Origin of the sequence: Bradyrhizobium sp. 149, assembly GCF_023073915.1 — a bacterium.
Taxonomy (GTDB): domain Bacteria; phylum Pseudomonadota; class Alphaproteobacteria; order Rhizobiales; family Xanthobacteraceae; genus Bradyrhizobium.
Genome location: NZ_JADPKK010000022.1, coordinates 1,179,162 through 1,191,176 on the forward strand (window position 1 = coordinate 1,179,162; position 12,015 = coordinate 1,191,176).

The window sequence follows — 12,015 nt, forward strand, 5'->3', positions numbered from 1 at the left end:
CAGATGAACCCAATCTAAAGGCTCCGTCAGGGTTTGGTTCAGCCTCGCTCGGATAATCTCAGGTCCATCGAAACCTAAGCCTCCGCCCGAGGCGGACCGTTTCGGCGGCCTTTCCATCGACGCGATAGCCCCGCGCCGGCAGTTTTGAGGAGATCACCATGTTGAGGAAACTTTCGCTTGCCGCTGTCGCCGCGCTCGCGCTGGGTGCCGCGCTGGCGCCGACCTCCGCTTCCGCTCACTGGCATGGCGGCTGGGGCCATGGCGGCGGCGGTGGCTGGCATCACGGCTGGGGTGGACCGCGCTTCTATGCCCCCGTCTCCTACGGCTACGGCGGCTGCTACGTGCGCCGGCTGGTCCCGACCCCCTGGGGACCCCGCTGGCGGATGATCAACCGCTGCTACTGAGCCCGACAGCACCTTTCCAAGGGTACTTGAGCCCCCAAGGGTACTTCCAAGCGAAGCCCCGGCGTCCCCAGCGCCGGGGCTTTGTATTCGGAAGGGATATTGCGCGGCTTCATACAATTTTTGCTAGAATGCCGGGCGATCGCCGCGAGTGGCGAAACCATTTGGGGGCCAAGGACTTGGTACCGTGTCGCTCCTTTGAGAACACGGAACCCCGCGATGGCTGGCCTTTTCGCCGATGACAGCGAACAAATCGACCGGCGCACCAGCCGCTCGATCCGCGATGCCGTGGGCGAGCGGCTCCAGCAGAGCCTGCGGCCCGAAGCTAGGCTTCCGACGCACCTCGAGCAACTCCTCAATGAGCTGAAGCAGCGCGACCGCGATTCGCACTGACCTGATAAGCACCGGCTCGCGGACACGGAAAAACGGGTTGCGTTTGATCCCGGGTGCGGTGACAAGGCCGCATGCTCGCTATCACCGACCTCTCCATCCGCCTCGCCGGACGCCTTCTGATTGACCAGAGTTCCGTGCAGATCACGCCCGGATCTCGCGTCGGCATGGTCGGTCGCAACGGCACCGGCAAATCGACCCTGTTCAAGGTGATACGCGGCGAGCTCGCGGCCGAGCACGGCACGGTGACCCTGCCGCCCCGCTGGCGCGTCGGCAGCCTCGCGCAGGAAGCGCCGAACGGCCCCGAGAGCCTGATCTCGGTCGTGCTCAAGGCCGACCTCGAGCGCGACGCGCTGCTCACCGAGGCCGAGAGCGCGACCGATCCGCACCAGATCGCCGAGATCCAGACCCGGCTGGTCGACATCGACGCGCATTCGGCACCGAGCCGTGCCGCAGCCATCCTTTCCGGTCTCGGCTTCTCCGCCGCCGACCAGCTCCGCCCCTGCGCCGAATTCTCCGGCGGCTGGCGCATGCGCGTCGCGCTTGCCGCAACGCTGTTCGCGGCTCCCGACCTGTTGCTGCTCGACGAGCCCACCAACTATCTCGATCTGGAAGGCACGCTGTGGCTCGAGGATCACCTTGCGCACTATCCGCGCACCGTGATCGTGATCAGCCATGATCGCGACCTGCTGGAAAGCTCGGTCGACCAGATCCTGCATCTGGAGCGCAGCAAACTCACGCTTTACAAAGGCACCTACTCCTCCTTCGAGGAGCAGCGCGCCATGCGCGAGATGCTCGATGCCAAAGCGGTCAAGCGCCAGGAAGCCGAACGCGCGCGCCTGCAAGCCTTCGTCGACCGCTTCAAGGCCAAGGCCTCCAAGGCCCGGCAGGCACAATCGCGCGTCAAAATGCTGGAGCGGCTGAAGCCGATCACGGCGCTGGTCACCCAGGATGTGCGCGAGATCAGTTTCCCCGCGCCCGAGAAAATTCTGTCGCCGCCGATCATCGCCGCCGACAACGTCGTGGTCGGCTACGATCCGAACACGCCCGTGCTTAACCGCGTCACATTGCGCGTCGACAATGACGACCGCATTGCGCTGCTCGGCTCCAACGGCAACGGCAAGTCGACCCTTGTAAAGCTGCTCGCCGGCCGCCTCGCGCCGTTCTCGGGCAAGGTGACGCGCGCGGACAAGCTGTCGATCGCCTATTTCGCGCAGCACCAGCTCGACGAATTGAACGAGGACGGCTCCGCCTACGATCACGTCCGCAAGCTGATGGGCGAAGCGCCGGAAGCGAAAGTACGCGCCCGGGCCGGCGCGATCGGCTTTTCCGGCAAGGCGGCCGACACCAAGGTCGGAAAATTGTCGGGCGGCGAGAAGGCGCGGCTCCTGCTGGGACTTGCGACCTTCTTCGGCCCCAACATGATCATCCTGGACGAGCCGACCAACCATCTCGACATCGACAGCCGCGCCGCGCTCGCCGAAGCCATCAACGAATTTCCCGGCGCTGTCATTATGGTCTCGCATGATCGCTATCTGATCGAGTCCTGCGCCGATCAACTCTGGATCGTCGCCGACCGCACGGTGACCAATTACGAGGGTGACCTCGATGAATATCGCCGCCTGGTGCTGTCCGCGCGCAATGGCGAGCCCGCCCCGCGCGAGCGCAGCGCCGCCAGCGAGAGGCCGCAGCGTCCGAGATCGGACAATCGCGGCTCGCTGAAGAAGCGCATCGCGGAAGCCGAGTCCGAGATCGCCCGCGTCAGCGACATCATCGCCAAGATCGACACTGCACTCGCCCTGCCCGACATCTTCACCCGCGATCCCAAGCAGGCCGCGCAATTGTCGAAAGCACGCGCCAATGCGGCCGACGCGCTGGCACGCGCCGAGGAGCAGTGGCTCGAGGCGAGCACGCAGTTTGATGAGGCGGCGGGGTAAGGTCTCCGCGACGACGGCCAGCATCATCAAAAGCCGAAAAACAACCCCATGCGAAGTACCGGTATTTTATTACCTGATAATTGGCCATTGAAGGGTATGTTCTTTTCGCTATCGACTTGGCCCAACCCACGGGCAATGCCGGCGCGAGATTGCGCAGGAATCTTAGTCCGCAAATTGGCCGGCTGCCTTGATCATCGGGGCCCACCGGTCGACTTCACTCGCGAGCATCGCAGCGAGGGCCTCCGGCGTCGCCCTGTCCTGCGGGACAGGCTCCGTGTTGATGTCGTTGAACCGAGCGATCAGCGTGGGATCCTTGAGTGCGGACTGGAGCGCCGCCGTCAGCTTCTGAACGACCGCCGGCGGCGTGCCCTTGGGGGCATAGATGCCGTGCCAGACGCCAAGTTCGAACCCTTTGAGGCCGGCCTCGTCGGCCGTCGGCAGATCGGGCAGGCTCTTGAGCCGCTCTTTGGTGGTGATCGCATAGGCCTTGACCTGCTTCGACATGATCGGGCCGGTCGTGTTCGTCGCCTGGTCGCAGGTGAGATCGATCTGCCTGCCGAGAAGATCGTTCATGATGGGGCCGTTGCCCTTGTAGGGCACCGCGGTGAGCTGCTTCTGGATCGCCGTCATGAACAGCATGCCGCAGAGATGCGACGCCGCTCCGAGCCCGGCATTGGCATAGGTCAACTTGTCGCCCTGCTGTTGGGCGTAGGCGACCAATTCCTTCAGCGTGTCGGCCGGAAAATCCGGACGCGCGATGATGGTCATCGGCGCATTGGTCACAAGCCCGATCGGCGCAAAGGCCGTCTTCGTGTCATAGCTGAGGTTGCGGTACAGTGTAGCGGCGGTCGACAGGCCGACATGATGGATCAGCAGCGTGTATCCGTCGGGCTGGGCCCGCGAGGCGCGGGTCGTGGCGATGGTGCCACCAGCGCCGGGAGCGTTCTCCACGACGACCTGCTGGCCGAGCGATTTCGACATGCCTGCCGCGGTCAGGCGAGCAATGGTGTCCGTAGGTCCCCCGGCGGCGAACGGCACCAGCATGGTGACGGGCCTTGTTGGATAGTCCTGAGCGAGCGCCGCGCCAAAGGGCAAGAGCAGAGCCGATACGAGGGCGATAAGCCGCATACTTTCCTCCAAGTTTTTGCTTACTCCATATGTAGCATTCTTGGCCGCAGCCATCACGTCATCAGGCGTGTCGCGGCCGCGGCATAGTGTGGCTGCCGGCGCGACGCTGCTAATGGCGGGCAATGCGGCGATCGTCATCAACCCGACTCTTTATGCAAAGCTGCCGTATGATCCCGCGCACGATCTGGTCGCCGTAGCTCAAATCATGATCGCGCCAAACATCCTGGTCGTGAACAAGGACGTGCCGGCGACGGCGTGCAGGATCTGGTCGACCTGACGCGGCGCGACCCGGGCACCCTTACATTCGCCTCGGCGGGCGTACCCAGATCCGGGTCGAAACTCCGAGATGGGCGGAATTGATCAAGCGGGTGGGAATCGCGCCGATCCAGTAACCGGCGCGGCACTCAGAGCGTCAAGCCGCCGACTTCTTCTTCGGCTTCGGCTTGGTCGCCTTGGGCAAGACCGGCGCTTCCGGCGTGCCCTCGATCGAGGACAGGCGGCCGGCCGTAAACGTATAGATGCCGGCGCGCGGGCCGGTCGTCCACGTCACGACCGCAACGCGCCTGCCGGCGGCATCAGCGGAGAGGTTGACGTTCGAGGGCGCGCCGATGCCGCGCACGACGTCGCATTCGGTGTGGCCGAGTGCGACGGTACCGCCCGTGGGCGCAGGCGCCGTGGTGGACGCATTCGCATCAGCCGGCCCGGGCGGCGGCGCCATGCCGGCACAGCCCCCGTCGGCGCTGACCAGATCCTCGGCTCGAACCGGCTTGTCGGGGGTCAGCGGCGGCGACTCAATCGAGATGCTTTTGATGAACAGGCGGCTGGGCGTGTTGAACCACTGGGTATCCCTGGACAACAGATCGGTCCCGCCCGAACAGCCCGCGACCAGCGGGGCTACGGCAGCCATCGCAACTATGAGCGAGCTGGGAAGCTTTTGATGTCGCACGATAAACTAAATTCCCCGCGTGAAGGATCGGCTCTAAGCGATTGTCCCAACATCACTTTGCGGCACGAAGGTGACAAAAGCCATCATTGTCCGAAAAGTAGAAATTATCATTAATTGCGAGCGATCGCTAATTCCGCTTCTGCCACCGGCCCCGCTCGTCGGCCTGCCAATAGGTGACATCAAATCCGCGCGCCTTGCAATCCGTCCAGGCGCTGCGGGCGAACGCAAGCGCGTCCGGATCATCGCCGTTGAACAGCAGCACCATGCGCTCATAGTTCTGTGCGTCCTGCGGCAGCGCGGCGCTGTCGACGAGGAAGCGGACATTGGCACCGTTCGGATTGTCCTCCTCGACCGTCAGGACAATCGGCTGATCGGCGGCGTCGCCCACCCGCCATGTCGCGTGCGGCAGGAAGGAATCGTCGCGATAGGTCCACAAATGAGCGTCGAGCGCATCGGCGCGCTCCGGCGAAGTCGACTGCACCACGACGCGCCAGCCGCGCTCAAGCGATTTCTCGAGAAGCGGCGGCAACACGTTCTCCACCGTCATGTTTTGCAGATGGTAGAACAGTACTTCAGTCATCTCGGGTCATTTGCGCTCGTAATGGTCGGCGACCAGACGGTCGAGCAAGCGGACACCATAGCCGCTTCCCCAGCTCTGGTTGATGTCGGTCTTCGGCGCCCCCATGGCGGTGCCGGCGATGTCGAGATGCGCCCAAGGCGTGCCGTCCACGAAGCGCTGCAGGAACTGCGCCGCGGTGATCGAGCCGCCATGGCGGCCGCCGGTGTTCTTCATGTCGGCGAACTGGGAATCGATCAGCTTGTCGTATTCAGGGCCAAGCGGCAGGCGCCAGACCTTCTCGCCGCTCTCGATGCCGGCTGCCAACAGCCGCTCGGCAAGCTCGTCATTGTTGGAGAACATGCCGGCATGCTCGGTGCCGAGCGCGACCACGATCGCGCCGGTCAACGTCGCCAGATCCACCATGAATTTCGGCTTGGTTTTCTTGGCGACGTACCAGAGGACATCGGCAAGCACCAGGCGGCCTTCCGCGTCGGTGTTGATGATCTCGATGGTCTGGCCCGACATCGAGGTGACGATGTCGCCGGGGCGCTGCGCGTTGCCGTCGGGCATGTTCTCGACGAGGCCGATGGCGCCGACGACGTTGACCTTGGCCTTGCGTGCCGCCAGCGCATGCATCAGGCCGACGACGCAGGCCGCGCCTCCCATGTCGCCCTTCATGTCCTCCATGCTCCCGGCCGGCTTGATCGAAATGCCGCCGGTGTCGAAGCAGACGCCCTTGCCGACGAAGGCAACCGGTGCCTCACCCTTCTTGCCGCCGTCCCAACGCATGATCACGGTGCGGCTCGGCCGCGCCGAGCCTTGGCCGACGCCGAGCAGCGCGCCCATGCCGAGCTTGTCCATCGCCTTGACGTCGAGCACCTCGAGCTTGACGCCGAGCTTGCGGAGCAGGCCCGCGCGGCGCGCGAACTCCTCGGGAAAAAGCACGTTCGGCGGCTCGTTGACGAGGTCGCGCGCAATGATCACGCCATCCACGATCGCGGCGGCCGATGCGAATGCCTTCTTCGCGCCGGCGACGTCGCCGACCGCAAGCGAGATGTCGGCACGCGACCCGCCCTCCTCGCCGTCCTTCTTCTTGGTCTTGTAGCGGTCGAACTTGTAGGTGCGCAGCCGCAGGCCCGAGGCGATCGCGACCGCCTGCTCGCTCGTCATGGCGCCATCGGGCAGTTCCGCCATGATGGTCATGGCCGCCGCCCCGGCCGGAAGCTTGCTCGCCGCCACGCCGCCGAATTTGAGGAAGTCGTTGGCCTTCAGGCCGGCCGCCTTGCCGACGCCGATCACGATAAGCCGGGTGGCCTTCACGCCCTCCGGCGCGAGAATGTCGAGCGCAGCGCCGCTCTTGCCCTTGAAGGCGGCGGCGGTTGCCGCCCGCTTCACGAGTTCGGTGGCCCCGCCGAGCGCCTTGGCGGTCGCCGGCCCGAGCTTCAGGCCATCGTCGCAGAACACGACCAGGATGCCACGGGCGGCGGAAGCCAACGGGACAAAGCCGACCTTGATGGCATCGGACATGAGTAACTCCTCAAAAACATGGGGCTTTTTACCGATCGGCGGTCCCGGCCACGGGCCGGAGCTGAACGGCGATTCACTGAGCATGCCGCACTATGGGCCACCGGCCCGGCAGATGCCAAGCACCCCCGTGGCCGCGAGGCCACAACGAGGGAAATATTAACCATATGTTGAGGGTGCCATGGGGCAGCCATTTTGTTGACAGATCAAAGGGATGGTAGTGAGAGAGTAAGCTGCCGGATGAGATGGATGGCCGACCTTGGGGATCCCCTCGCGGGGATTGGTTGGAGAGCCGAAATTCCGGCCGACATTGGGGACTTGGTGGGATTCGTGCGGTAGCGCATGGGGTCAATCGACAGGTATATCTTCCGCACGACGCTCGCGTCGTTTGCGCTGGTTCTGGTCAGCCTCACGGGCGTGATCTGGATTACGCAGGCGTTGCGCGGCATCGACCTGATGACGAGCCAGGGTCAGACCATCCTGACCTTCCTCGGCATCACCAGCCTCGTCGTGCCCGCGCTGGTCCTGATCATCTCGCCGATCGCGCTGATGATCGCGATCTCGCATACGCTGAACAAGCTCGCGACCGATTCCGAGATCATCGTGATGAATGCCGCCGGCTTCTCGCCGTTCCGGCTGTTCTATCCGTTCTTCTATGCCACCTGCGTGGTGGCGCTGCTGGTCGCCTTCATCGCGGCCTATCTCGCCCCCGACGGCATGCGGCGGATCAAGCAGTGGGACGCCGAGATCACCGCCGACGTGCTCACCAACATCCTGCAGCCCGGCCGCTTCGCTCAGCTCGACAAGAACCTGACGATCCGGATTCGGGAACGCCAGCCCGGCGGCATTCTCGCCGGCATCTTCATCGACGACCGCCGCGATCCGAACGAGCGGGTCTCGATCGTCGCCGAGCACGGCGAAGTCGTGAAGAACGAGACCGGTTCGTTCCTGGTGCTGGAGACCGGCAATCTCCAGCGCTTCGAAGCCGGCAAGCGCGATCCCGCGCTGGTGGCGTTCGGCCGCTACGGCTTCGACATGTCGAAGTTCTCGGGCCAGGGCCGCGACGTCACCCTCGGCATCCGCGAGCGCTATCTCTGGGAGCTGCTCTCGCCCTCCGAGGACGATCCCGTCTACAAGCAGATTCCCGGCCAGTTCCGCTCGGCCCTGCATGACAGCCTGTTGGCGCCGATCTATCCGTTCGCCTTTGCCGTGCTGACCTTCGCGTTTCTCGGTGCGCCTCGCACCACTCGCCAGAGCCGCAATTTCTCGATCGGCTCCTCGATCATCGCAGTGTTCGGCCTGCGCATGGCCGGCTTCGCCTGCTCGGTGATGGCGGTGAAGTCGCCGGGCGCGGTACTGGTCCAATATGCGATGGTCATTGGAGCCATCGGCATCGGGCTGGCGATCATCATTGGCGGCGTCGTGGTCGAACCGCCGGCTCGCCTCATGGAGGCCATCAACAGGTCGAACGCGCGCATCGCGCGGCTGTTCGGACGGCCGGCCACCGCATGAGCATGCTCACCAACACACTCGGGCGCTATTTCGCCGGCCGTTTCGTGGTCGCAGCGCTCGGCGTGTTCGCCAGCATTTTCCTGCTGCTGGTGCTGGTCGACTACATCGAGATGGTGCGCAAGACCTCAGGCCTTGCATCCGCCTCCGCGGTCATGGTGGCCGAGACCTCGCTGTTCCGCGTGCCGCAGCTGCTGGAGAAGCTGACGCCGTTCTGCATGCTGATCGGCGCCATGACCTGCTATCTCGCCCTCTCCCGCCGGCTCGAGCTCGTGGTCGCGCGCGCCGCCGGCGTCTCCGCATGGCAATTCATCTCGCCGGCGCTCGGCAGCGCGCTCCTGATCGGCGTGATCGCCACCGTCGCCTACAATCCGATGTCGGCCAATCTGCGCGAGCTGTCCAAGCGCATGGAAGCCGAGCTGTTCGGCTCGGCGCCCGGCGGCGGCATTCAGGACGCCTCCGGCTTCTGGCTCAATCAGGTCACCAATGACGGCCAGACCATCATCAACGCTGCGCGCAGCGAGCAGCAGGGCGTCCGGCTCACAGGGCTCACGCTGTTCCGGTTTGACACAGAGCAACACTTCAAGGAACGGGTCGAGGCGCGCGAAGCGACGCTCGAGGCCGGCCGTTGGCTGTTCAGAGGCGTCCGCCGCTTCTCGCTGGATTCGCCGCCGGTCGACCAGGCCAGCCTGGAGATTCCGACGACGCTGACCGAGGCGCAGGTCCGCAACAGCTTTTCCACACCCGAGACTGTGTCCTTTTGGCAACTACCGAGCTACATCCGCTCTTCCGAAAGCTCGGGCTTCGCGACAGCCGGATACCGACTCCAGTATCAGAAGCTTCTGGCGCAGCCGTTTTTGCTTGCGGCCATGGTGATGCTCGCGGCCTCCGTGTCGTTGCGTTTCTTCCGGATGGGCGGCGTGCAGAAGATGGTTTTGAGTGGCGTGGGCGCAGGCTTTCTGCTCTACGTTCTGTCGAAAGTGACTGAAGATTTGAGCAAGGCTGAGTTGATGCATCCGATCGCTGCGGCGTGGTTGCCCGCAGTGGTGGGCGGCCTCACCGGCTTTTTGGCCTTGCTGTATCAGGAGGACGGATAGTGACGGCCGTCCACCGAGGGCCCGTGTCTCGTTTGACGCGGCGCACATTGGTGCGCGCGAACGGGTGTGGCTTGTCCATTCGCAAGTTCCTGCTTGCTGTCGCCGCTGTGGCCTCGCTCGGCGGCCTGATGGACGTTGCCGCCGTGGCGCCGGCCTCTGCCCAGAGCTTCACCTACAATCCGCTGCCGCCGCGTCCGAAGCCGCCGAAGGCTGTCAACGACAACCAGATGCTGGTTCAGGCGACCGAGGTCGACTACGACTACAACAATTCGCGCGTCTCCGCGGTCGGTAACGTCCAGCTGTTCTACAACGGCACCAGCGTCGAGGCCGACAGGGTCATCTACGACCAGAAGACCAAGCGGCTCCATGCCGAAGGCAACATCCGCATGACGGATGCCGACGGCAAGATCACCTATGCCGAGATCCTGGACCTTTCCGACGACTACCGTGACGGTTTCGTCGATTCGTTGCGCGTGGACACGGCCGACCAGACCCGCATGGCGGCGAGCCGCTCTGACCGCTCCAGCGGCAACTACACGGTGTTCGAGAACGGCGTCTACACGGCCTGCGCGCCGTGCAAGGACGATCCGAAGAAGCCGCCGCTATGGCAGGTCAAGGGTGCGCGCATCATCCACGACCAGCAGGAGAAGATGCTGTATTTCGAGACGGCGCAGCTCGAATTCTTCGGCGTGCCGATCGCCTATATGCCCTATTTCTCGACGCCTGACCCGACCGTGAAGCGCAAGACCGGCTTCCTGATGCCGGGCTTCACGTCGAATACGCCGTTCGGCTACGGCGTCGAGGTTCCGTTCTACTGGGCAATCGCGCCCGACATGGACGCGACCTTCAGCCCGCGCATCACGTCCAAGCAGGGCGTGCTGTTCCAGGCCGAATTCCGCCAGCGCCTGATGGACGGCGCTTATCAGATCCGTGTCTACGGCATCGACCAGCTCGATCGGAGCGCGCTCGCCGGCCAACCCGGCGACAAGCAGTTCCGCGGCGCCGTCGACACCAAGGGTCAGTTCGCGCTGAACGACAAATGGGTCTGGGGCTGGGACGGCGTCCTGATGTCCGACTATTATTTCTTCTCGGACTATCGGCTGTCGCAATATCGCGATCCGCTGGGCTCGTTCCTGTATCTACCGACGGATGCGCTCTCGCAGCTCTATCTGACCGGTGTCGGCAATCGCAGCTTCTTCGACGCGCGCACGATGTACTGGCTGAGTTACTCGGGCAACCAGAGCCAGGTGCCGGTCGTCTACCCCGTGATCGATTACTCGAACGTGCTGAACTATCCGGTGTTCGGCGGCGAGTTCAGCTACAAGACCAATTTCGTGAACCTGTCGCGTGACACCGCGGTGTTCGATCCGATCACGACCCTCGCCAACACCAACAGCCTGTGCACGACGACGTCGGCCGATCCGCTCGCGCGCACGCCATCGCAGTGCCTGCTGCGCGGCTTCCCGGGCACCTACACCCGCCTGACGGCCGAGGCGCAGTGGCGCAAATCCTACACCGATCCGTTCGGTGAAATCTGGACGCCGTTCGCCATTCTCCGCGCCGATGCGATCAACTCCTCGGTCTCCAACCAGCCGGGCGTGCCGAACTTTCTTCCCGTCGGCGACACCCAGGCGTTCCGCCTGATGCCGACCGTGGGCCTCGAATACCGCTACCCCTTCATCAACGTTCAGCCCTGGGGCTCGACCACCATCGAGCCGATCGCGCAGGTCATCATCCGGCCGAACGAGACCTATGCCGGCAAGCTCCCCAACGAGGACGCGCAGAGCATGGTGTTCGACGCCTCGAACCTGTTCAGCGTCGACAAGTTCTCCGGCTACGACCGTGTCGAGGGCGGCGGCCGCGCCAATGTCGGCGTGCAGTCCACCACGCAGTTCGACAGGGGCGGCGCCGTCAAGGTGCTGTTCGGCCAGTCCTACCAGCTGTTCGGCATGAACTCCTACGCCGTTCAGGACTCCATCAATACCGGCCTGGATTCCGGCCTGCAAAAGCCGCGCTCCGATTATGTGGCGAGCGCCGCCTACTCGCCCAACAGCACCTATACGTTCAGCGTCCGCTCCCGCATGGACGAGCAGACCTGGAACGTCCAGCGCTTCGAGGCGGAAGGCCGTGCCAACTTCAATCGCTGGTCGATCAGCATGCTATACGGCAATTACGCGGCGCAGCCGGAACTCGGCTATCTGACCCGCCGCGAGGGTATCCTGACGTCGGGCTCGATCAAGCTCGCGGCCAATTGGGTGGTCACCGGTTCGGCGCGCTGGGACCTGGAGGCCAACAAGATCAACCAGTATGTGCTCGGCGCTGGCTACGTCGACGATTGTTTTGTGCTCGGCTTGAACTATGTAACTGCGTATAGCTATTCCGCGGGCGCGACGCCGCCCGTGCTGAACCACGCGATCATGTTCCAGATCGGCCTGCGCACGCTGGCGAACACAGCGACGACCAGCAGTTCCGGCGGCGGCCTCCAGTGAACGGTTTGAAGGTGCCGGCCGCGTGTTCCCGATCG

General features: G+C 64.2%; 11 protein-coding genes. 7 read left to right on the forward strand and 4 right to left on the reverse strand.

What is annotated here, in order from left to right; translation table 11 throughout:
* Positions 1–158: 158 nt before the first annotated feature.
* The 3 genes from IVA88_RS23325 (at position 159) to IVA88_RS23335 (ending at position 2,728) form a co-directional block, all read left to right on the forward strand.
* Positions 159–404: a sulfur globule protein precursor gene (locus IVA88_RS23325; RefSeq protein ID WP_247499503.1), complete on the forward strand. Its 246-nt coding sequence runs from the start codon at positions 159–161 to the stop codon at positions 402–404.
* A gap of 216 nt (positions 405–620) precedes the next feature.
* On the forward strand, positions 621–794 hold the full coding sequence (locus IVA88_RS23330) for a hypothetical protein (protein WP_247499504.1): 174 nt from the start codon (positions 621–623) through the stop codon (positions 792–794).
* 71 nt (positions 795–865) lie between these two features.
* Positions 866–2,728 (forward strand): ABC-F family ATP-binding cassette domain-containing protein, encoded by a 1,863-nt coding sequence (locus tag IVA88_RS23335; RefSeq protein WP_247499505.1) that lies wholly within the window; start codon positions 866–868, stop codon positions 2,726–2,728.
* Positions 2,729–2,890: 162 nt separating this feature from the next.
* Here the strand turns inward: IVA88_RS23335 and IVA88_RS23340 are convergent, their stop codons facing one another.
* Positions 2,891–3,856 (reverse strand): tripartite tricarboxylate transporter substrate binding protein BugD, encoded by a 966-nt coding sequence (locus tag IVA88_RS23340; protein ID WP_247499506.1) that lies wholly within the window; start codon positions 3,854–3,856, stop codon positions 2,891–2,893.
* A gap of 40 nt (positions 3,857–3,896) precedes the next feature.
* Between IVA88_RS23340 and IVA88_RS23345 the strand changes: the two genes are divergently transcribed.
* Positions 3,897–4,133: a tripartite tricarboxylate transporter substrate-binding protein gene (locus IVA88_RS23345; RefSeq protein WP_247499507.1), complete on the forward strand. Its 237-nt coding sequence runs from the start codon at positions 3,897–3,899 to the stop codon at positions 4,131–4,133.
* 135 nt (positions 4,134–4,268) lie between these two features.
* Here IVA88_RS23345 and IVA88_RS23350 read toward each other — a convergent pair whose 3' ends face one another.
* The 3 genes from IVA88_RS23350 to IVA88_RS23360 all read right to left on the reverse strand — a co-directional run bounded on the left by IVA88_RS23350 (position 4,269) and on the right by IVA88_RS23360 (position 6,888).
* Positions 4,269–4,763, reverse strand: coding sequence for a hypothetical protein (locus tag IVA88_RS23350; protein ID WP_247499508.1), 495 nt, complete (start codon positions 4,761–4,763; stop codon positions 4,269–4,271).
* Between the two features lie 166 nt (positions 4,764–4,929).
* A complete protein-coding gene (locus IVA88_RS23355) occupies positions 4,930–5,382 on the reverse strand; it encodes a DNA polymerase III subunit chi (protein ID WP_247499509.1) in 453 nt (150 codons plus the stop codon).
* A 6-nt stretch (positions 5,383–5,388) separates the two neighbouring features.
* On the reverse strand, positions 5,389–6,888 hold the full coding sequence (locus IVA88_RS23360) for a leucyl aminopeptidase (RefSeq protein WP_247499510.1): 1,500 nt from the start codon (positions 6,886–6,888) through the stop codon (positions 5,389–5,391).
* A 339-nt stretch (positions 6,889–7,227) separates the two neighbouring features.
* Between IVA88_RS23360 and lptF the strand changes: the two genes are divergently transcribed.
* Genes lptF through IVA88_RS23375 form a run of 3 tightly spaced genes read left to right on the forward strand, consistent with a single transcriptional unit; the run spans position 7,228 to position 11,980 of the window.
* Positions 7,228–8,397, forward strand: coding sequence for an LPS export ABC transporter permease LptF (lptF, locus tag IVA88_RS23365; protein ID WP_247499511.1), 1,170 nt, complete (start codon positions 7,228–7,230; stop codon positions 8,395–8,397).
* Positions 8,394–9,491 carry an LPS export ABC transporter permease LptG gene (lptG, locus tag IVA88_RS23370; RefSeq protein WP_247499512.1) on the forward strand — a complete coding sequence of 366 codons (1,098 nt, stop codon included), beginning with the start codon at positions 8,394–8,396 and terminating at the stop codon, positions 9,489–9,491. Before lptF ends, lptG begins: the two co-directional genes overlap by 4 nt.
* Entirely contained in the window at positions 9,491–11,980 is a 2,490-nt protein-coding gene (locus tag IVA88_RS23375) for an LPS-assembly protein LptD (RefSeq protein ID WP_247499513.1), read from the forward strand. The genes lptG and IVA88_RS23375 overlap by 1 nt, the downstream gene beginning before the upstream one ends.
* Positions 11,981–12,015: the final 35 nt, after the last annotated feature.

Bases quoted from the DNA above. Each gene is read 5' to 3' on its own strand.
- IVA88_RS23330 (WP_247499504.1), top strand. From the start codon at position 621: ATGGCTGGCCTTTTCGCCGATGACAGCGAACAAATCGACCGGCGCACC.
- IVA88_RS23325 (WP_247499503.1), top strand. From the start codon at position 159: ATGTTGAGGAAACTTTCGCTTGCCGCTGTCGCCGCGCTCGCGCTGGGT.
- IVA88_RS23360 (WP_247499510.1), bottom strand. From the start codon at position 6,888: ATGTCCGATGCCATCAAGGTCGGCTTTGTCCCGTTGGCTTCCGCCGCC.
- IVA88_RS23355 (WP_247499509.1), bottom strand. From the start codon at position 5,382: ATGACTGAAGTACTGTTCTACCATCTGCAAAACATGACGGTGGAGAAC.
- IVA88_RS23340 (WP_247499506.1), bottom strand. From the start codon at position 3,856: ATGCGGCTTATCGCCCTCGTATCGGCTCTGCTCTTGCCCTTTGGCGCG.
- IVA88_RS23335 (WP_247499505.1), top strand. From the start codon at position 866: ATGCTCGCTATCACCGACCTCTCCATCCGCCTCGCCGGACGCCTTCTG.
- lptG (WP_247499512.1), top strand. From the start codon at position 8,394: ATGAGCATGCTCACCAACACACTCGGGCGCTATTTCGCCGGCCGTTTC.
- IVA88_RS23350 (WP_247499508.1), bottom strand. From the start codon at position 4,763: ATGGCTGCCGTAGCCCCGCTGGTCGCGGGCTGTTCGGGCGGGACCGAT.
- lptF (WP_247499511.1), top strand. From the start codon at position 7,228: ATGGGGTCAATCGACAGGTATATCTTCCGCACGACGCTCGCGTCGTTT.